We start from the raw sequence: 19,833 nt of genomic DNA on the forward strand, positions 1-19,833 counted from the left end.
TCCGACAATAGTCCTCAGTCGGTGATGAGGCTGGTGACCTGTAGTGGTTGCACCGCGGCGCGTCCGTTCAGAGCGGACAGTTCGAGCACCACCGCCGCGCCTGCCACCCGGGCACCGCCCTTTTCCAGCAGCCGCGCCGCCGCGGCCAGCGTGCCGCCGGTCGCCAGCACATCGTCGATCACCAGAACGCTGCGGCCGGCCAGATCGATACCGTCGGCGGGGATCTCCAGCGTGGCCGACCCGTACTCCAGGTCGTACTGCACGGTGTGCACCGGGGGCGGCAGCTTGCCGCCCTTGCGGACCGCGAGCACTCCGGTGCCCATCTTGAGTGCGACCGCGGCGCCCAGCAGGAATCCGCGGGCGTCCACCCCGGCGATCAGATCCACCCCGTCGGCGACCTCGGCCAGCGCGTCGGTGACCACGGCCAGTCCACGCGGGTCGGCCAGTACCGGGGTCAGGTCCTTGAAATCGACGCCGGGGATCGGGAAATCGGCGACATGACGGGTCAGGGCGCTGATGAGCGCGGCGGCTTCCTGCCGGATGTCGCTCACGTCAGGGGGCCAACGGGGGTCACGTCAGCGACCATCGGTCCATGTTCCATCCTGCTCCCCATCGGGTCGGGTTACTGCTCACGGCGGTCACCTGCTTGGAGGTCAGCAGGGTGYGCTGCTGACGGTACAGCGGCAGCGTCGGGACGTCGGCCCACAGGATCGGCCCGCTCTCCCCCAGCAGACGTGCCTGCTCCTTGGGGTCAGCCGTCACCACCAGCGCGTCGATGATCCCGTCGACCCGCTCATTGCTGTAGCCGGACAGGTTGTTGCCGTTACCGGTGTGCAGGTCGTAGGCGTCCAGGCTGGACGAACCCGTCGAGCCGCTGCCCGGGGCGCCGCCGGTGCTCGCGATGAGCACGTCGATGGTGTTGTCGCGCAAGCTGAGCGGGCCGACGGAATCACCGGCGGCCTCGGTGACGGTGATCCCCGCTGCGGCGCAGGCCTGGGCGATGGCGCCGACGGTGGCGGCCAGCCGCGGGTTGGGGCTCTGATAGCCGATCCGCACGGTCAGCGGCTGGTTGTTCAGCGCCTGGCGGGCACCCTCGATGTTGGCGACGCTGAACTGCCCTGCCTCCCCCGCACTTTCGGCGGCCGACACGGCATCCTCGGTGGTCGGGCTGAGCCGGGCGTTCGCGATCGGCACCTGCGCGTTGCGCGCGATGGTGTCCCGCGGCGTGCACAGCGACAGGGCGCGCCGCGCCGGCGGGGCGGCCATCGGCCCCTGCGCCGAGTAGATCAGCTGCTCGATACCCGCCGAGGCGGTATCGGTGCGGGAGTACCCCGCGGGCAGGTTCAGGGTCCCCGACGATCCGGCCGAGATGTCGACGACATCGAAGGACCCGGAGTTGATCCGGTCCTGGATGTCGGCGCCGCGCGCCCACACCGTGACCCGAGGCGCCGCCGGTTTGGCGCCCCACCACTTGTCATTGGCCACCAGTACGACCGCGCCGTCCTCGGTGACGGAGTCGACCTTGTAGGGGCCCGAGGACGGTAGCCGTTTCACGTCGGTGTCGGTGCTCAGGTCCCAGGTCGAGTTCCAGGCCCGCGCAATACGTTCCAGGGCGCCGACATCACTGGTCTGCACGGCGGTGGTGACCCCGCCGTCGCCGAGGGCCAGCTCATCGGCCAGCACATGGGACGGCAGCATCGCGGTCGCCCCGAACAGCTGGCCGTAGTCGACGACGGCGCGATCCTGGGCGAAGGACACCCGGGCCTTCTTCTGGCCGGGCACGCAGTCGATCGTGGCGATATCGCGGTAGCCGGCGGTGCTCGCGGCGTCGAAGGCCGGGAACCGGCCGGACTGCGCGGCCCAGGTGAGCACCATGTCGTCGCAGGTGATCGGTTTGCCGTCGGAGTAGACGGCATTGGCGTTGATCTCGTAGTCGAGCACCAGCGGCGCCCGGCCGACCACCGAGACCGTGCCGTAGTCGCGGTCGCTGACGATCTGACCGTCCGGGCCGCGGTAGGTGAACCCGGTGAGCACCCGCGCGAAAGCCTGTGGGCCACCGGATGCGGCGCCGGCCACCGAGTTGGTGTTGTAGGTGCTCAGCGATCCGTCGACGGCGTAGTCGATGACATCGTCGGACCCGGACGAGCAGCCCGCCAGCACCAGCCCCAACGACAGCGACAGCGCGGCCACCGCCGTGCCGGTCCGCTGGATCACAGGGCGGGACACTACGTCCGCCGTTTGCCCGACGGTCGGGTGGGCCGGTTCGGGCGCGCGCCGGGGGCCGGCTTGTCGGGTGCCGGCGCCGCGGGCGCGGCGGTGGCGCTCACCGTGTCCTCGGCGACGTCGACATCGGATTCGTCGTCGGTGTCGACATCGGATCCGGTCTTGGCGGCTGCCGCCGCGCGACGGCGCAGCACCCGCTTGGTGTGCTTGCTCACCAGATCGGTGCGTTCCCGCAGGCTCACCAGCAGCGGGGTGGCGAAGTAGATCGACGAGTAGGTACCCACGAGGACGCCGACCAGCTGCACCAGCGCCAGGTCCTGCAGGGTGCCCACGCCGAGCAACCAGACCGCGATGACCATCAGCGCGATGATCGGCAGCGCCGAGATGAGGCTGGTGTTGATGGAGCGCATGAAGGTCTGGTTCACCGCGAGGTTGGCCTGTTCGGCGAACGTCCGGCGGGTGGTGTGCTCGAACCCGTCGGTGTTCTCCTCCACCTTGTCGAACACGATGACGGTGTCATAGATCGAGAAGCCGAGGATGGTCAGCAGCCCGATGACGGTCGCCGGGGTGACCTCGAAGCCCACCAGCGCGTACACCCCGGCGGTGACTATCAGGTCGAAGAACATGGCGGCCAGCGCGGCCAGCGCCATATATCTCTCGTAGCGCACCGTGATGTAGATGGAGACGAGCACCAGGAACACCACCAGCGCGATGAGCGCCTTCTGGGTGATCTGCCCGCCCCATGTCGAGGACACCGCCGAGTCACTGATGGCGAGCTTGCTGGGTTCGCCGTTGGCGCCCTTGGGCGCGAACGCGTCGAACAGCGCCACCCGCAGCTTCTCGGTGTCCTCGTTGGACAGCGTCTCGGTGCGGATCTGCACGGTGGCCGACGGGCCGTTGCCCACGATGACGACCGTCTCGGGCGGCTTGCCCAGCGCCTCGTTGTAGACCGTCTCGACCTGTTCGGTGGTGGCCTGGGCCTTGGCGCCGTCGACCGGCATCGAGACCTTGGTGCCGCCCTCGAAATCGATACCGAAGGTGAAGCCGCGCAACAGCATCGCCAGCAGTGAGATACCGACGATCACACCACTGATGCCGTACCAGAGCTTGCGCTTGCCGATGACCTCGAAGGCACCGGTACCGGTGTAGAGGCGCACGAAGAAGCTGTGCTTGACCTGTCCCGGCGCGGTCGACTCGACGGCGCCGGACTCGGTGATCTCACCGGAGGAATGTTTGGCCGACATCGGCTAACCCCGTCCTGTCGAAGGAACGGCACGCCGCTCGCGGGCGATCTGCTGGACCGCACCGAGCCCGTTGTAGGCCGGCTTGGCCAGCGTGGCCGACTTGGAGGACAGGTACACCAGCGGCCACGTCACCAGGAACACCACCAGCACGTCCAGGATCGTCGTCAGGCCCAGCGTGAACGCGAAGCCCTTCACCTGGCCGACGGCCAGGAAGTACAGCACCGCGGCGGCCAGGAAGGTGACGGCGTTACCGGACAGAATCGTCTTGCGGGCGCGGGCCCAACCGCGCGGCACCGCCGACCGGTACGAGCGGCCCTCACGGATCTCGTCCTTGATGCGCTCGAAGAACACCACGAACGAGTCGGCGGTCGTGCCTATACCGATGATCAGACCCGCGATGCCTGCCAGGTCGAGCGTGTAGTTGATGTATCTGCCCAACAGCACCAGCAGCGCGTAGACCATCGCGCCGGCCAGGATCAGCGACAGCGCGGTCAGCAGTCCRAGCACCCGGTAGTAGAGCAGTGAATAGAGCAGCACCAGCGCCAGGCCCACCGCACCGGCGATCAAACCTGCCTTGAGCGAGGTCAAACCCAATGTGGCCGAGACGGTTTCGGCTTCGGAGGACTCGAAAGACAGCGGCAGCGAACCGTATTTGAGGACGTTGGCCAGCTCACGCGCCGAGGAGTCGGTGAACTGTCCGGTGATCTGGGTGCGGCCGCCGGGGATCGCCTCCTGGATCTCCGGGGCACTGACCACCTGCGAGTCGAGAGTGAAGGCGGTCTGGGTGCCGACGTTCGCGGCGGTGAAGTCGGCCCACGTCTTGGAGCCACCGCTCTTGAACTCGACGTCGACGACGTAATCGCCGCGCTGCTGGTCCAGTCCGGATCCGGCGGTCTTGATCTCTTCACCGCTCATGATCGACTTGTCGAGCAGATACACGGTGTTGTGATCGACCGAGCAGGTGACCAGCGGCAGGTTGGGATCGTCGTTGCCGGCGAGCACATCCTCTTCGTTGCAGCGGGTGGCCTGGAATTGGAGCGCCAACAGCTGAATGCTCTGGTCGGTGCTCTGCCGCAGCTGCTTCTCATCGGCGATGCGCTGCGCCAGATCGGCCTTCTCGTCCGGCGCGCCAGGGGCGGCCGGAGGCTGACCGGGAGCCGGAGGCTGACCGGGCGCGGGGGTCGGTGCGGGCGACGGCGTCGGTGACGGCGCAGGCTCCAGCGGGTAGGGCCGCGGCTGCGCCGCAGGCGGCGCGGGGGCGCCCGGCTCAGCGGCGGGCCCGCCGGGAGTGCGGATGGGAGCCTCGGGTTCGGCCGGCGCCAGCAGCGGCGGCATCCCGGGATCGCCGCCCGGCGGCATGCCGGGCACACCCGGTGCCTCGCCGGGTGGTTGCGCGGCCGGATCGCCGGGAGCCTGCGCCGGCATGGCGTGGATCACCGGACGGATGTAGAGCCGCGCGGTCTGTCCGAGGCTGCGCGCCTCGGAGCCGTCATCGCCCGGAACGGTGATGACCAGGTTGTCGCCGTCGATGATGACTTCCGAGCCCGAGACGCCGAGCCCGTCCACGCGTGAGCTGATGATCTCCTGCGCCTGCAACAACGAGTCCCGGCTGGGCTGGGATCCGTCCGGTGTGCGCGCGGTGAGGGTCACACGGGTGCCGCCCTGCAGATCGATACCCAGCTTCGGTTCGGCCTGCTTGTTCCCGGTCAGGAAGACCAGCAGGTAGACGCCGACGAGGAGGACCAGGAAGAGCGACAGATAGCGGGCAGGGTGGACCGGCGCCGAAGACGAAGCCACGGTTCTTGGGTCTCCTTGAAACGATCAGGGGCGGGGATACGCAGCACTGCTCGACTACACGATTGTGCAGCGCTACCGGGAGGGTACGCGGTGAAGCTGAGTCAGTTGCTGTCAGTCTTCGGTGTCGGCCTGTCGGTCAACTCGACGGCGCCGGACTCTTCTTCGTAGCTGTCGGTCTCGTCGTCTTCGTACTCGTCGTCGTCGGCATCCTCGATGCGGTCCCGCACGGCGAGCTTCATCCAGGTGGTGACGACGCCGGGGGCGATCTCGATGTCGACGTGGTCATCGGTGATGCCGGCGATGGTGCCCTGCAGACCCGAGGTGGTGTGCACGCGATCGCCGATGGTCAGCGACTCGTGCAGATCGATGGTGGCCTGCATGGCCTTCTTCTGCCGACGCGACGCGAAGAACATGAATGCGCCCATGATCAGGATGAGGGGCAGGAATACGACGAGATCCATGAAACTGCTGTCCTTCGCGGTTGTTCAGCGGGTACGGCACACCAGTGTGCCATTACCGCTGCTCCCCTCCGCCCGCTCACCCCTGCAGCAGAGGGCGGCGCAGTGCGGCGCAACACATCCGCCGACGGGTGCTGAGCCAACCGAATTCGTGGCACAATACGTGTCAATACACGCATTCCGTAGGTGTATCCCTTACCAGCAGTGGTTTTCACCCGCATCCGCGGCCAGCGGATTAGGGTTTAGCCCCACCCCCCGCATCAGGAGTCAGCCGTGACTGCCGTCGAACAGACCCGCCATCTCGCCACCGCCATCCCAGGACCGAAGTCGTCGGCCCTGATCGACCGCAAGGCCGCCGCGGTGTCCCGCGGGGTCGGTACCACGATGCCGGTCTATGCCGCCCGCGCCGGGGGCGGCATCGTCGAGGACGTCGACGGCAACCGGCTCATCGATCTGGGCTCCGGTATCGCGGTCACCACCATCGGCAACGCCGCACCCCGGGTGGCCGAAGCCGTCGCCGCCCAGGCGGGCGAGTTCACCCACACCTGTTTCATGGTCACGCCCTACGAGCAGTACGTCGACGTCTGCGAGCACCTCAACCGGCTGACACCCGGGGGCGGCGAGAAGCGTTCGGCACTGTTCAACACCGGCTCCGAGGCCGTCGAGAACGCCATCAAGATCGCCCGCTCGTACACCCGCAAGCAGGCGGTGGTGGCCTTCGACCACGCCTACCACGGCCGCACCAACCTCACGATGGCACTGACCGCGAAGTCGATGCCCTACAAGAACGGGTTCGGCCCGTTCGCGCCCGAGATCTACCGGGCGCCGCTGTCCTATCCCTTCCGGGACGCGGAGTTCGGCAAGGAACTGGCCACCGACGGTGAACTGGCCGCCAAACGCGCCATCAGCGTGATCGACAAGCAGGTCGGTGCCGACAACCTGGCCGCGGTCATCATCGAACCCATCCAGGGCGAAGGCGGATTCATCGTTCCCGCCCAGGGCTTCCTGGCCACCCTGCTGGCCTGGTGCCGGGAGAACGACGTGGTGTTCATCGCCGACGAGGTGCAGACCGGGTTCGCCCGCACCGGCGCCATGTTCGCCTGCGAACACGAGGGCATCGAGCCGGACCTGATCGTCACCGCCAAGGGCATTGCCGGCGGGCTGCCGCTGTCCGCGGTCACCGGGCGCGCCGAGATCATGGACGCCCCGCACGTGTCCGGGCTGGGTGGCACCTACGGCGGCAACCCGGTCGCCTGCGCGGCGGCGCTGGCCACCATCGAGACCATCGAAGCCGACGGGCTGGTGGAGCGGGCGGCTGCGATCGAGACGCTGATGAAGGGTCGGCTGCATCAGCTGCAGGCCGATGACGACCGCATCGGCGATGTGCGCGGCCGCGGCGCGATGATCGCCGTCGAACTCGTCAAGCCCGGTGGCCTGGAGCCCGACGCCGATCTGACCAAGGCGCTATGCGCGGCCGCCCATGCCCAGGGCGTCATCGTGTTGTCCTGCGGCACCTACGGCAACGTGCTGCGCTTCCTGCCGCCGCTGGCGATCAGCGACGAACTGCTCAACGAGGGACTCGACGTGCTGGCGGCAGCGCTCAAGGAACTGGCCTAGCCCGTTTCACCGGGTCAACGGCCACGGATCGGTAGTGTCCGGTCGAATGACCGAGTACCGGGCCGTGCTGCGCGCGTGGTGGCGCCAGCCCGACCACTTCGACTGGTTGTCCAGTTACCTCGACGCGCAGCGGCTGCGCGGCTTCACGCAGGCCATGATGGTGGCCGTCATCGTGCTGCTGATGGTCGCACCGCTGCTGATGCACTGGAGCCCGGGCGGGCCCGCCGACGGTCTACCCACCGTGCTGTCGTTCGCCGTCGCTCTCATCACGGCCGCCATGGCGGTGCTGTGGGCGCGAAGCTGGCCCACGTGTGAGCAGTCCAAGGCGTTCGCCGTCACCGCGACGCTGTGCATCGCCGCGGCCTGCCTGCTGGATCGCGACCCCGCGGTCGGCCTGCTCGGCTGCTCGTGTTTCGCGGCGATGGCCGGCTACATCGCGTTCTTCCACACCAGCCCGTATCTGGTGACGGTCATCGGCGTGGCAGTGACCACCACCGGGATCAACGCGGTCCGCGTCGCGCTGGCCGGGGACCCCGCCTCCGGAGTGAGCAAGTTCGTGGTCATCCTCGTCGGTGTGCTGGCGGTGCCGGGTTCGATCCAGGTGCTGGTGCGGCTGCTGGGCAGTGACGCCGCGGAATCCGATGTGGACTCGCTGACCAATATTCTGAACCGGCGCGGATTCCACCGCGCCGCACATGAATTGGTGGGCCGCGCCGCGGTATACGGCGGCACCGTCGGCGTGATCCTGGTCGATCTGGACGGTTTCAAACGCATCAACGACACCCGCGGGCACGCCGCAGGCGACAGGCTGCTGATCACGGTCACCGAGATCCTGCGCGCACAGGCTGCCGGGGACGACATCATCGCGGCCCGCTTCGGCGGTGAAGAGTTCCTGGTGTGCGGGCATCTCGACGACACCGCGACCACGGCGCTGGCCGAGCGGATCCGCCTGGAGGTCGCCGCCCTGCCGGACGCGATCACGGTCAGCATCGGTTCGGCACTGGCGAAGATCGGCGAGCTCGACGATCAGGAGATCACCCTGTTGATCAATCGCCTCGTCGAGGCGGCCGATGACGCGATGTACAGCGCCAAACGCGCCGGCGGAAACCGGGTGCAGCGCAACAATCACGAATTCGATGCGCTCTAGCGCGCCCGCGCACCGCTCCAGAACTGTTGCACGGCCCCGATGACGGTTTCCCGGTCGACCAGCAGTGGGGAGGAGTGCCCGCTTCCCCGGACGTCCACCACGGTGGCATCGGCCATACCGTCGGCGACGGACTGGGCGTCGGCCGGCCGCCAGCCCGTGATGTCGTCTCGGCCCGCCACCATCAACACCGGGGCGGCGATCCGGGTCAGGTCGGCAGCCATATCGGGACGATTCAGCATCATCGACCGCATCGCGCGGAACATCGACGGCCGGTCCGCGCCGGTGAACGCACTCATCACCTCGTCGGCGAGAGTTGGTGCAGCAGCAAAGGATTCCTGTCCCACCAGCGCGTCGGCGAGCGGGTTGAGCAGCAGCGCATTGGGTCCGGTGAAGCGGTAGAGCTGCACGAGCGGCCAGACCTTGGTCCAGCGTTCGACCGCGCGCAGCGCATGGGCGGGCGTCCCGATCGTGGTGAGGGAGCGCAGCCGCTCGGGCCGGTGCACGGCGAGCTGGATGCCCACATGCCCACCCCAGGCGTTGCCCACCCAGTCGACGGGTTCGGCGATGCCGAGCGCGTCCAGCACCGACTCCGCCGCGGCGACACAGTCGGCGAAGCTGAAATCCCGCCCGATGGGTTCGCTCGCGCCGTGCGAGGGACCGTCGATCACCACCACGGAGCGGGTGCCCGCCAGTTCCTCGGCGATCCCGCACCATGATCGCGAATCCAGGAACAGGCTGTGCCACAACACCACCGGCGGCCCGGCACCCAGCGTCTCGACGTGCAGGGCGCCTACCTCGGTTGCGACTCGCTGGACGGCCATGACTCCCCATGTACTTCGGAAACCGGAACTTCGGTAACCGTAATATGCTGCCCGCCCACAGCTCCGTCAAGAGAGCGTCGTCGATCTCGAGCAACGCTGGGCAGGCGCCGTCGGCGAACAGCACGTCAGCCAGATGTGCCGCACGATGCAGCAACTGCTCGACGAACTCGATCCTGAGCAGTCCCACAGCTAACGGCACACTGATGTGCTGAGCACCCGCTTGAACGCCGTACAGTGATACCGGACACAACTGACCTCGATCTTTCAAACGAACTGACGCGATGAACACGATTCGCCGGTGGTGGCGGCAACCGGACCGCTACGAGTGGCTTTCGGTGTACTTGGAGTCCCAGCAGCTTCGCTGGCCCCTTCAACTGATCATGGCCACGACGGTCACCGCACTCGGGTTCGTGCCGTTGCTGCTGCTGTGGAGCCCGGAGGTGCCCTCCGGATGGCCGACCTACCTCATCGCGTTCTCAGCGACCGCGCTGTGCTGGAGCATGACGATCGCCTGGCTGATCCGCTGGCCATCGCGACGGGTGTCCCGGATCTTTGCCGTGCTGTCGGCGGTGTGCGTCTCGGCGGCGAGCCTGATCATCCTGGACCCGCAACGCGGACTGCTGGCCTGCGCCATCTTCGCGGCGATCGGCGGCCTCGTGGCCTTCACCCAGAACAGCCGGTTTCTGGCGCTGGTACTCGGTGTGGGGGTCGGGACCGCGGTGATCTGCGGAGTGCGGGCCGCCATGGTCGGTGACACCGCAATGGCGATCAGCCAGCTCCTGCTGATATTGGCCAGCATGCTCACCGTGCCGATGATGGGCCAGATTCTGGTCCAGCTTCTGGGCGCCGACGCGGTGAACTCGGACGTCGACGTCCTCACCGGCCTGCACAACCGACGTGGTTTCTACCGGGCGGTGGGACACCGCGCCGGCCGCTTCGTCCGCGGCCGCGGGGTGCTCGGACTGGTGATGGTGGATCTGGACTGCTTCAAACAGGTCAACGACACCTTGGGGCACGCCGCCGGCGACGAGGTACTCAAGGCGGTGGCCGCTGTGCTGCGCAAGGCCGCCGGCGGCGACGCAGTCGTGGCCCGTATCGGCGGGGAAGAGTTCTGCATCGCCTCCACCACCGGTGACCGGCATATCCATCAGCTCGCCGATCGAGTGTGTGCCGCGATCGGTGCGCTGCCCGATGGCGTGACCGCCAGCGTCGGCACCGCATCCGTCCAGCGCCTCCCGGCGTCCCGGGAGGCGCTGGACGAACTGCTCGGCGTGGCGGATCGGGCGATGTACACCGCCAAGCGTGCCGGTGGCAATCAGGTGCGCCACGCGTCCGATGTCGTGCGGCAGTAGATCTAGCGGTGCGCCAGCTCGTTGTTGCGGTCGCCGCTGCGGAATATGCCCCGCCAACCCTTCCGGCGACGCGCCTCGGCGGTGGGTCCGATGACCTCCGTCTTCTGATCGGGCATCACCACCGGCTGCGATCCCGTGGTATCGACCGGCCTGACGGTGTCGACATCGCGGATCTCCACATCACGGACGCTGCGCACCGACAACCGGCCGACCGCGACCGCGCCGAGGAAGACCACCAGGGCGCCGAGACCGGAGAAGTACGCGAGCTCCAGCACCACCCGCTTGGACTCGGTGACGGCCACCGGGCTACCCACGTTGCCGAGCGCGAGCGGCGCGGCCAGCGCACGCCCCACCACGAACCACGCCCCGGCGGCGACGGCCAGCCATCCGCCCAGCATCGCGGTGGCACGGTTGCGTGACACCAGCAGGAGCAGACCGCCGATCACCGCCACCACGCCGGGAAGCACCTCCAGCCAGCCCCGGCCGAGGGTCCACGTCCACGGCGAATCGGGTGTGAAGGCGAAGTCGAAGTACGGCCCGACGAACGGGATGAGCGCACCCCACAGGCCGAGAAGTATCAGCAGGAATCCACTGAGGGCTCCGCGGCTGCGCGATATCGCCAGTCTGCTGCCACGGGCAGGTTTTACGCGTGTGTCGGACATGGTGGCCTCCTCGGTCATGCCGAGGGGATTACCCACCATGATCAAGCGGTAACCAGGTTGATCGCGATCAGCAGCACCGAGATCAACGGGAACACACCCTGGGTGACGGCGGCGCGGGCCTTGTCCGGTGAGGACACCAGCAGCACCAGCGCGGCCGCCAGCATCGATCCCACCCCGGCCAGGACCAGCGCGGTCCCTACCGCGCCGTGCCCGGTCAGTACGGCGCCGATGCCGACCCCGGACACGATGGCCAGGAACAGGTTGTAGAAGCCCTGATTGAAGGCCATTTCCTTGGTCGCTTCGGCCTCCTGGGCGCTCAGCCCGAAGGTCGCCCGGGTGCGCGGCGACGTCCAGGTCAGCGACTCCATCACGAAGATGTACACGTGCAGCAGCGCGGCGAGGCTGGCGATGACGAGACCGGCGGTGATCATGGGAGACTATTCAAACAGTCCGGTCTGCCCGAATCCGGTGACCGGCGGTTGCAAGCCCAGGTGTGTCCACGCCAGCGGGGTCGCGACCCGGCCGCGCGGGGTACGGGCGATCATCCCGGCACGCACCAGGAACGGCTCACACACCTCTTCGACGGTGGTGGCTTCCTCCCCCACCGCGACGGCCAGGGTGGACACGCCGACCGGTCCGCCGCCGAAGCTGCGGGTCAGGGCCGAGAGCACCGCGCGGTCCAGCCGGTCCAGGCCCAGTTCGTCGACGTCGTAGACCTCAAGTGCCGCCTTGGCGATATCGCGGGTGATGATGCCGTCGGCGCGAACCTCGGCGTAATCACGGACCCGGCGCAGCAGCCGGTTGGCGATCCGCGGGGTGCCGCGGGAACGCCGCGCGATCTCGGAGCCGGCGGTGGCGCCCAGCTCGATGCCGAGGATCCCGGCCGAGCGGTGCAGCACCCGTTCCAGATCGGCCGGTTCGTAGAAGTCCATGTGCGCGGTGAAACCGAACCGGTCCCGCAGTGGGCCGGTCAGCGCACCGGACCGGGTGGTCGCACCGACCAGCGTGAACGGCGCCACGTCCAATGGAATCGATGTCGCCCCAGGGCCTTTGCCGACCACGACGTCGACCCGGAAGTCCTCCATCGCCAGGTACAGCATCTCCTCGGCGGGCCGTGCGATGCGGTGGATCTCGTCGATGAACAGCACATCGCCCTCGACCAGGTTGGACAGCATCGCCGCGAGGTCGCCGGCACGTTCCAGCGCCGGACCCGAGGTGACCCGCAGCGCCGAACTGAGTTCGGCGGCGATGATCATCGCCAGCGACGTCTTGCCAAGGCCGGGCGGTCCGGACAGCAGGATGTGATCCGGTGTGCCGCCACGGTTCTTGGCGCCTTCGAGCACCAGCTGGAGCTGTTCCCGTACCCGGTGCTGCCCGATGAACTCACCGAGGGTGCGCGGCCGCAGGCTGGCGTCGACATCTCCTTCGCCGACGGTCAGTGCCGCCGAGACGTCCCGGCTCGCATGGTCGTCGCCCTCGACGTCCTCGTCGAATCTGCTCATTTCTTACCCAGCATCGACAAGGCCGCCCGCAGCGCGGTCGAAGTGGTGGCCGCCGGGTCGTCGGCGAGCACCTTGTCGGTGGCCTCCTCGGCTTGTTTGACCGCGAAGCCCAGTCCGACAAGGGCTTCCACCACCGGCATCCGCACCGCGTGCCCGATGGCCGCTGCCGATCCGCCGGCGCCGGGGACCGCGCCGATCTTGTCGCGCAGTTCCAGCACCATCCGCTCGGCGCCGCGCTTGCCGATGCCCGGCACCCTGGTCAGCGCGGTGACATCACCGTCGGCGAGCGCCTGGCGCAGCGAGGTTGCGTCGTACACGGCCAGGGTCGCCAGCGCGATCTTCGGGCCGACACCGGAGACGCCCAGCAGTGTGCTGAACAGATCACGCGACTCACCGTCGGCGAAGCCGTACAACGTCATCGAGTCCTCGCGCACGATCATCGCGGTGATCAGCCGGGCCTCGTCTCCGCGCCGCAGCGTGGACAACGTCGACGGGGTGGCCATCACCTTGTAACCGACCCCGGCGGCTTCGACGACCGCGTGATCGAGGGCGATCTCGATGATCTCGCCACGCACCGAGGCGATCATGCGCGGGCCGCCTTGAGCTTGGATTCGTATTTCCGCTTGGCCTCGGCGGCCTTGGCCTCCGCCTCGGCCATCCGGGCGATCATGGGCGCCCGCCAGCAGTGACAGATTGCCAGCGCCAGCGCGTCCGCGGCGTCAGCCGGGGTCGGTTTCTGTTGCAGCCCGAGGATTTTGGTGACCATCGTGGTGACCTGCGCCTTATCGGCGCGGCCGTTGCCGGTGACCGCGGCCTTGACCTCGCTGGGGGTGTGGAAGTGCACGTCGATATCGCGGCGGGCGGCCGCCAGTGCGATGACCCCGCCGGCCTGCGCAGTGCCCATCGCGGTGTTGGCGTTCTGGTTGGCGAACACCCGCTCGATGGCGATCACGTCGGGGCGATGGGTGTCCATCCAGTATTCGACGGTGTCGCTGATGGTGAGCAGCCGGCGCTCCAGCGCTTCACCTGCCGGGGTCCGAACGACATCGACGTCGAGCGCGACGACATGGCGACCGCGACCGGTCTCGATCACCGACAATCCGCAGCGCGTCAACCCGGGATCGACTCCCATTACCCGCACGCCAGCCCCTTCACCGATCAGAACACGTGTTCGATAGCGTAGCCGCCGGGCCCGACACATCCGGAGAGGGACACGCGCAATTCTTGCCGTGCCACCATGGAGACATGCGAGTAGTCATAGCGGGCGGACACGGAAAGATCGCGTTGATTCTGGAGCGGCTGCTGGCGGCCCGGGGTGATGCGCCGGTCGGGCTGATCCGGAACCCCTCGCACAGCACCGATCTCGAGGCGGTCGGAGCGCAGGCGGTGGTGCTGGATCTGGAGAACAGCACCGTGGAGCAGGTCGCCGAGGCGCTGCGCGGGGCCGATGCGGTGGTGTTCGCCGCCGGGGCCGGTCCGGGCAGCGGTGTCGCGCGTAAGCAGACGGTGGACCGGGACGCGGCGATCCTGCTGGCCGATGCCGCCGAGTCCGCGGGTGTGCACCGCTATGTGATGGTGTCGGCGATAGGGGCCGACGACCGCAGCCTCGACGACGGGTACGACGAGGTGTTCCAGGCCTATATCCGCGCCAAATCCGAGGCCGATGCGAACGTGCGGGCGCGCAGCGCGCTGCAGTCCACCATCGTGCGGCCGGGCGGGCTCACCGACGACCCGGGCACCGGCAAAGTGCAGATCGCCGAGTCGACCGGCCGCGGCACGATCGCGCGCGCCGATGTCGCCGCGGTCCTGCTGGCGGTGCTGGACTCCCCCGCGACGGCGGGGCGGACCTTCGAGCTCATCGCCGGGGAGACGCCGATCGGGGAAGCGCTCTAACTAGTCCTCGTCGAGCTGGGCGGCGACGTCGTCGGGGATGTCGATGTTGGTGTAGACGTCCTGCACATCGTCGCTGTCTTCCAGCGCATCGATGAGCTTGAGCACCTTGCGGGCGCCCTCGAGGTCCACCTGCACGCTGACCGACGGCTGGAAACCGGAGTCCGCGGAGTCGTAGTCGATACCGGCGTCCTGCAGCGCGGTACGCACGGCCACCAGGTCGGTGGGCTCGGAGATGATCTCGAAGCTCTCGCCGAGGTCGTTGATCTCCTCGGCCCCGGCCTCCAGCACGGCGGCGAGCACGTCGTCCTCGGTGAGGCCGTTCTTGTCGAGGGTGACGACGCCCTTGCGGGAGAACAGGTAGGACACCGACCCCGGGTCGGCCATGTTGCCGCCGTTGCGGGTCATGGCGACGCGCACCTCGCCGGCGGCGCGGTTGCGGTTGTCGGTGAGACATTCGATAAGCACCGCAACACCATTGGGGCCGTAGCCCTCGTAGGTGATGTTCTGCCAGTCGGCGCCGCCGGCCTCTTCACCGCCGCCGCGCTTGCGGGCGCGCTCGATGTTGTCGTTGGGCACCGACGACTTCTTGGCCTTCTGGATGGCGTCATACAACGTCGGATTACCCGACGGGTCGCCGCCGCCGGTACGGGCTGCGACCTCGATGTTCTTGATGAGCTTGGCGAACATCTTGCCGCGCTTGGCGTCGACGACGGCCTTCTTGTGCTTTGTGGTGGCCCACTTGGAATGGCCGCTCATGCAGGTACGCCCTCTTTCTGGTGAAACGTCGACTGCCCAGTCTACGGGCACCCTCTTTCGTGACACCCTGCTTGGGTGCGCAAGGTTCTGATCATCGGGTCGGGATTCGCCGGTTTGTGGGCCGCCCTGGGGGCGGCGCGACGGGTCGACGAGCTGGGACTGCCGCCGGAGTCCATCGAGATCACCGTGCTGTCCCCCACCGCCCACCACGACATCCGGGTGCGCAACTACGAGCGCGATCTCAGTGCCTGCCGGCTGCCGCTGGGCGATCTGCTGGACCCCACGGGCGTATCGCATGTGCTCGGCACGGCCACCGCCGTCGACGTAGACGGCCGCACGGTCACCGCGCTCACCCCCGAGGGCACCATCGCCGTGAACTACGACCGGCTGGTACTGGCGGCGGGCAGCCAGGTGGCGTTGCCGGACATTCCCGGCCTGCGCGAGTTCGGCTTCGATGTCGACACCTTCGACAGCGCAACACGATTGGGTGAGCACCTGGACACGCTGTCCGCCGACACCCCGGGTGCGGGCACCGTCGCTGTGGTGGGGGCCGGGCTGACCGGTATCGAGACGGCATGCGAACTGCCCGCCCGGCTGACCGCGCATTTCGGGCCGGCGGTGACGCCGAGGGTGCTGCTCGTCGACCACAACCCGGCCGTCGGATCCGATATGGGTGTCTCGGCCCGGCCGGTCATCGAGGATGCGCTGTCCCGATGCGGGGTCGAGGCCGTCACCGGTACCGGGGTGATCGCGGTGGATGCCGAGACGGTGACGCTGTCCTCGGGCGCGGTGATCCCCGCGGCCACCGTCGTCTGGTGTGCCGGGATGCGGGCGAATCCGTTGGCCGCGCAGTTGCCCGTCGGCCTGGACCGGCTGGGCCGTGTCCCGGTCGACGGCCGACTGCGCGTCGAGGGCGTGCCCGATGTCTTCGCCGCCGGTGATGTGGCGGCCGCGCAGGTCGACGACGGGCACACCTCGGTGATGTCGTGTCAGCACAGCAGGCCGATGGGCCGCTACGCCGGCTACAACGTGATCAGCGATCTGGTGGGCGCACCGCTGCTGACGCTACGGATCCCCTGGTACGTGACGGTGCTCGATCTGGGCCCGGCCGGCGCGGTGTACACCGAGGGCTGGGACCGCACGGTCATCGGTACCGGTGCGGCGGCGAAGGCCACCAAGACGGTCATCAACACTGAGCGGATCTATCCGCCGCTGGGGGCCGACCGGGCCGCGCTGCTGGCCGCGGCGGTCCCCGAGGTGCAGACACCGCCGTCGACCGGGTAACCGGTCAGCGCACCAGGGTTGCTCCCCCATCGAGCCGGATCTGCTGGCCGGTCATGAACCGCGACTCGTCGGCGAGCAGATACAGTGCGGCGTAGGCGGTTTCCCAGCTGCTCGCGCGGCCCATCTTGAGTTTGACAACCTCGTTGTAGGCCGCGTCGACCTCGTCGGAATCGAATCCGAACAGTTCCTGCGAGTCGTGGTTCCMCAGGGTCGAGTCGATCGGGCCCAGCATCAGGGTGTTGGCCCGAATGCCGGCCTCGGCGTACTCGACCGCGGTCAGTTCGGTGATGTAGTTCAGACCGCACTTGCCCAAGGCGTACGGCATGATGCCCATGTTCAGGCCGAGTTCGTTCTTCAGGCTCGCGATCGAGGAGAAGTTGACGATGCTGCCGGTGCTGGTGCCCTCGTTCTTCTCCATGCATTGGGCGGCAAAGAGGTTGCAGTGGAAGCAGCCCAGCATGTTGACGTTGATGCCCTTGTTGAAGTTCTCGACCGACATCGAATTCGATTCCCGGTCGAAGGGCGGGTTGGTCGCGACGCTGTAGACCATCCCGTCCACCCGGCCGCTGCGCTGCATGACGGTGTCGAAGATACGTTGGCAGTCGTCCTTTTCCGCGACGTCGGCCTGCACGGCGTAGGCGGTGCCACCCTCGGCCTCGATCATGTCGACGGTCTCCTGCGCGGCCGCGAGGTTGAGATCCACAGCCACCACCTCGGCTCCGTGCCGGGCGGCCAGCACGGCGGTGGCGCGCCCGTTGCCGATCTTGTCGCCGGGCATCTGCCCGCCGCCGACGATGACGATCACCTTTCCGGACAGGTCGAAGGCGGTGCGGTCCTTGCTGGCGAAATCTACAGACATGCTTCCTCTTTCATGTGGATGGCGCGTTCCGGGCAGGCGGCGATGGCTTCGGTGACGCTGGGCTCCAGGGCTTCGGGCACCTCCACGTCGAGAGCCTGCGCGTAGCCGTCGTCGGTCAGGGTGAACACCTCGGGACACAACGCTGCGCAGACACCGTGCCCACGGCAGGAATCGTCGTCGACGGTGACCCTCATGCGCCCGCGACCTTCAGGTGCAGTTTCGTGAGGCCACGCAGGATGTAGGTCGGCACGTAGTCGAAACGCCGATCAGCTCCGGTGCCGTGGTGGGCCTCGTCGAGGCGGATCTCGCCGGCGGTCTCGAGCAGGCGCTGGATGAGAATGCGCCCCTCGGCGCGTGCCAGTGGTGCGCCCAGGCAACTGTGGATACCGCGCCCGAACGCGATGTGGCGCCGCGAGTTCGGCCGGTCCAGGTCGAAGGTGTCCGGATCCTCGAACACTCGCGGATCCCGGTTGGCGGCACCGTAATGGACCATCAGCGTGGAGCCGGCCGCGATGTCGACTCCGCCGATCGTGGTGTCGGCGCGGGCCAGCCGGAAATCCCCGCGGATCGGACTCTCGAAGCGCAGCGCCTCCTCGATGAAGTTGCCGATCAATTCGGGTTGGCGGCGCAGCCGATCCTGCAGGTCGGCGTCCTCGGCCAGCACCTTCATCGCCGAGGACAGCAACCGCACGGTGGTCTCCTGACCGGCGGAGAACAGGTTGGACGCCACCCGCACCACGTCGATGACCTCCGGTGTCGACCCGTCCGGGAACGTCGCCTGCGCCATCTCGGTCATGACATCGCTGCGCGGTGCAGTACGACGGTCGGAGATGTAGTCGGCGAACCGGATGTACAGATATTCCAGTGGGGCATGGGCCATCTCGGCACCTTCGGTGCTGCCCAGGGCGACGTCGCCGGTGAGTACCGCGGTGAGCTCGTCGCGGTCCTCGACGGGCACGCCGAGCAGATCGGCGATGACCAGCAGCGCCACCGGGTTACCGACTGCCGTGATGAACTCGCCACCGCCGCGGGCCAGATAGGGCGCCAGCACCTGATCGGCGAGCAGCCACATGAACTCCTCGTTGGCCTTCAGGCGCTTGGGGGTGATCAGGCGGGTCAGCAGCGACCGGTGCGCGGTGTGGGTAGGCGGGTCGAAGGACGGGAGTTGGTCGCTGAACGGTAGCTCTTGGCGGTGCTCGTCGATGAGCGCCCGGACGGTGGCCGCGTCCAGGCCGTCCAGCGATACCGGAAAGCCCGGGAACGGACCGGTCACACTGGTGCACGACGAGAACGACTCGTGATCACCGACCACCGCCAGCACCTCGTCGTAGCCGGTGACCACGAGCACGCCCTGGGTCGGTTCGCGCAGCACCGGACTCTCTTCCCGCATACGGGCCAGCAGCGGATACGGGTCGGCGACCAGTGCCGGGTCGTGGAAGAAATCGATGGCGTCGATCTGCGCTGGACTGATGGTCAAGATGCGCTCCTCGGGTGGCGGCGGGCTGCGGATCGGCAATGCCAAAACCGACCAAACATAAAGTCAGTTACTGACCAATCGTACAGTCGTAAACTGTACGAATGGTCGGACCGCGACGAATTGTTAGCAGCACTACATTCCGAGGACCGGTGTGAGCGCCCCCGCCACCCGGCAGCGCCTCATCGAGGTCGCCGTCGCGCTGTTTCGCCGGCACAGCATCGCCGGCACCTCGCTGCAGATGATCTCCGACGAGCTCGGCCTCACGAAATCGGCGATCTACCACCACTTCCGCACCCGCGACGAGCTCCTGGAAGCGGTGCTCGATCCCGTCATCGATCAACTGCGACAGCTGGTGGAGCAGGCCGGCGGTCACCGCGGCGCAAAGGCGCAAGCCGATGCCATGCTCGGCGGGTTCGCCGCCCTCGCGGTGTCCAACCGAACCCTGTTCCCGGTCCTCACCGGCGACCCCAGCGTCGGCGAACTGCTGCGCGCGCGGCAGGACTGGGGCGCCATCGTCGCGCGTCAGATGGAACTACTGGCCGGCGCCGAACCGGGGATGGCCGGTCAGGTGCGGGCCGCCATCGTGATGTCGGGTATCTCGGCCGCCGTCGGCGTCGAGTACGACGGGACCGCGGATGAGCTGCTGGAGCAGCTGGTGACGGCCGGCCGGCGCACGCTGGGTCTTCGCCCGCCCCGTGTTAACTGAGCCACACTCACTGTCCCGGTAACTTACTCCAAAGT

General features: G+C 68.0%; 21 protein-coding genes. 6 read left to right on the forward strand and 15 right to left on the reverse strand.

What is annotated here, in order from left to right:
• Positions 1 to 14: 14 nt before the first annotated feature.
• The 5 genes from AC1DTF_RS01645 to yajC all read right to left on the reverse strand — a co-directional run bounded on the left by AC1DTF_RS01645 (position 15) and on the right by yajC (position 5,725).
• Positions 15 to 542 (reverse strand): adenine phosphoribosyltransferase, encoded by a 528-nt coding sequence (locus AC1DTF_RS01645; protein ID WP_057165533.1) that lies wholly within the window; start codon positions 540 to 542, stop codon positions 15 to 17.
• 28 nt (positions 543 to 570) lie between these two features.
• Positions 571 to 2,211, reverse strand: coding sequence for an ABC transporter substrate-binding protein (locus AC1DTF_RS01650; protein ID WP_477472810.1), 1,641 nt, complete (start codon positions 2,209 to 2,211; stop codon positions 571 to 573).
• A 14-nt stretch (positions 2,212 to 2,225) separates the two neighbouring features.
• A complete protein-coding gene (secF, locus tag AC1DTF_RS01655) occupies positions 2,226 to 3,467 on the reverse strand; it encodes a protein translocase subunit SecF (protein ID WP_477472779.1) in 1,242 nt (413 codons plus the stop codon).
• A gap of 3 nt (positions 3,468 to 3,470) precedes the next feature.
• Positions 3,471 to 5,264 carry a protein translocase subunit SecD gene (gene secD / locus AC1DTF_RS01660; protein ID WP_477472780.1) on the reverse strand — a complete coding sequence of 598 codons (1,794 nt, stop codon included), beginning with the start codon at positions 5,262 to 5,264 and terminating at the stop codon, positions 3,471 to 3,473.
• 101 nt (positions 5,265 to 5,365) lie between these two features.
• Positions 5,366 to 5,725: a preprotein translocase subunit YajC gene (gene yajC, locus AC1DTF_RS01665; RefSeq protein ID WP_057164969.1), complete on the reverse strand. Its 360-nt coding sequence runs from the start codon at positions 5,723 to 5,725 to the stop codon at positions 5,366 to 5,368.
• Positions 5,726 to 5,995: 270 nt separating this feature from the next.
• Here yajC and gabT point away from each other — a divergent pair, with 270 nt between their 5' ends.
• Together gabT and AC1DTF_RS01675 are read left to right on the forward strand one after the other, a co-directional pair.
• The gene (gene gabT / locus AC1DTF_RS01670; protein ID WP_057164968.1) at positions 5,996 to 7,339 is read left to right on the forward strand and encodes a 4-aminobutyrate--2-oxoglutarate transaminase; all 1,344 of its coding nucleotides are present in this window, start codon (positions 5,996 to 5,998) and stop codon (positions 7,337 to 7,339) included.
• Positions 7,340 to 7,385: 46 nt separating this feature from the next.
• Positions 7,386 to 8,486: a GGDEF domain-containing protein gene (locus tag AC1DTF_RS01675; protein WP_477472781.1), complete on the forward strand. Its 1,101-nt coding sequence runs from the start codon at positions 7,386 to 7,388 to the stop codon at positions 8,484 to 8,486.
• Here the strand turns inward: AC1DTF_RS01675 and AC1DTF_RS01680 are convergent.
• Positions 8,483 to 9,307, reverse strand: coding sequence for an alpha/beta fold hydrolase (locus AC1DTF_RS01680; protein WP_477472782.1), 825 nt, complete (start codon positions 9,305 to 9,307; stop codon positions 8,483 to 8,485). The two genes, AC1DTF_RS01675 and AC1DTF_RS01680, sit on opposite strands and share 4 nt — an antisense overlap.
• A 281-nt stretch (positions 9,308 to 9,588) precedes the next feature.
• Here AC1DTF_RS01680 and AC1DTF_RS01685 point away from each other — a divergent pair, with 281 nt between their 5' ends.
• Positions 9,589 to 10,659 (forward strand): GGDEF domain-containing protein, encoded by a 1,071-nt coding sequence (locus tag AC1DTF_RS01685; protein WP_057168980.1) that lies wholly within the window; start codon positions 9,589 to 9,591, stop codon positions 10,657 to 10,659.
• Between the two features lie 2 nt (positions 10,660 to 10,661).
• On the opposite strand, the gene AC1DTF_RS01690 is transcribed toward AC1DTF_RS01685, so the two are convergent.
• From AC1DTF_RS01690 to ruvC, 5 genes are read right to left on the reverse strand one after another with little or no spacing between them, the layout of a single operon-like run.
• Complete coding sequence (locus AC1DTF_RS01690; protein ID WP_477472783.1) at positions 10,662 to 11,321, reverse strand: hypothetical protein; 660 nt, start codon at positions 11,319 to 11,321, stop codon at positions 10,662 to 10,664.
• Between the two features lie 41 nt (positions 11,322 to 11,362).
• Entirely contained in the window at positions 11,363 to 11,752 is a 390-nt protein-coding gene (locus AC1DTF_RS01695) for a DUF1304 domain-containing protein (protein ID WP_477472784.1), read from the reverse strand.
• Between the two features lie 6 nt (positions 11,753 to 11,758).
• Positions 11,759 to 12,823, reverse strand: a complete 1,065-nt coding sequence (gene ruvB, locus AC1DTF_RS01700) for a Holliday junction branch migration DNA helicase RuvB (protein WP_477472785.1) — start codon at positions 12,821 to 12,823, stop codon at positions 11,759 to 11,761.
• The gene (ruvA, locus tag AC1DTF_RS01705; RefSeq protein ID WP_057168977.1) at positions 12,820 to 13,410 is read right to left on the reverse strand and encodes a Holliday junction branch migration protein RuvA; all 591 of its coding nucleotides are present in this window, start codon (positions 13,408 to 13,410) and stop codon (positions 12,820 to 12,822) included. The genes ruvB and ruvA overlap by 4 nt, the downstream gene beginning before the upstream one ends.
• On the reverse strand, positions 13,407 to 13,964 hold the full coding sequence (ruvC, locus tag AC1DTF_RS01710; RefSeq protein ID WP_057168976.1) for a crossover junction endodeoxyribonuclease RuvC: 558 nt from the start codon (positions 13,962 to 13,964) through the stop codon (positions 13,407 to 13,409). The genes ruvA and ruvC overlap by 4 nt, the downstream gene beginning before the upstream one ends.
• Before the next feature lie 104 nt (positions 13,965 to 14,068).
• On the opposite strand from ruvC, the gene AC1DTF_RS01715 reads away from it, so the two are divergent.
• Positions 14,069 to 14,716, forward strand: a complete 648-nt coding sequence (locus AC1DTF_RS01715; RefSeq protein WP_477472786.1) for an SDR family oxidoreductase — start codon at positions 14,069 to 14,071, stop codon at positions 14,714 to 14,716.
• Here AC1DTF_RS01715 and AC1DTF_RS01720 read toward each other — a convergent pair whose 3' ends face one another.
• Positions 14,717 to 15,472 (reverse strand): YebC/PmpR family DNA-binding transcriptional regulator, encoded by a 756-nt coding sequence (locus tag AC1DTF_RS01720; protein WP_477472787.1) that lies wholly within the window; start codon positions 15,470 to 15,472, stop codon positions 14,717 to 14,719.
• A 75-nt stretch (positions 15,473 to 15,547) separates the two neighbouring features.
• Between AC1DTF_RS01720 and AC1DTF_RS01725 the strand changes: the two genes are divergently transcribed.
• Entirely contained in the window at positions 15,548 to 16,756 is a 1,209-nt protein-coding gene (locus AC1DTF_RS01725; protein ID WP_477472788.1) for an NAD(P)/FAD-dependent oxidoreductase, read from the forward strand.
• Between the two features lie 4 nt (positions 16,757 to 16,760).
• On the opposite strand, the gene AC1DTF_RS01730 is transcribed toward AC1DTF_RS01725, so the two are convergent.
• The 3 genes from AC1DTF_RS01730 to AC1DTF_RS01740 are packed head-to-tail and all read right to left on the reverse strand — an operon-like array spanning position 16,761 to position 19,092.
• Entirely contained in the window at positions 16,761 to 17,615 is an 855-nt protein-coding gene (locus AC1DTF_RS01730; RefSeq protein ID WP_477472789.1) for an SDR family NAD(P)-dependent oxidoreductase, read from the reverse strand.
• Positions 17,606 to 17,809 (reverse strand): ferredoxin, encoded by a 204-nt coding sequence (locus tag AC1DTF_RS01735; RefSeq protein WP_477472790.1) that lies wholly within the window; start codon positions 17,807 to 17,809, stop codon positions 17,606 to 17,608. Before AC1DTF_RS01735 ends, AC1DTF_RS01730 begins: the two co-directional genes overlap by 10 nt.
• Positions 17,806 to 19,092 (reverse strand): cytochrome P450, encoded by a 1,287-nt coding sequence (locus tag AC1DTF_RS01740; protein ID WP_477472791.1) that lies wholly within the window; start codon positions 19,090 to 19,092, stop codon positions 17,806 to 17,808. The genes AC1DTF_RS01735 and AC1DTF_RS01740 overlap by 4 nt, the downstream gene beginning before the upstream one ends.
• Before the next feature lie 151 nt (positions 19,093 to 19,243).
• Between AC1DTF_RS01740 and AC1DTF_RS01745 the strand changes: the two genes are divergently transcribed.
• Complete coding sequence (locus AC1DTF_RS01745) at positions 19,244 to 19,798, forward strand: TetR/AcrR family transcriptional regulator (RefSeq protein WP_477472792.1); 555 nt, start codon at positions 19,244 to 19,246, stop codon at positions 19,796 to 19,798.
• Positions 19,799 to 19,833 lie beyond the last annotated feature (35 nt).

The sequence above is a fragment of the Mycobacterium sp. P4_H6 genome (assembly GCF_056400845.1).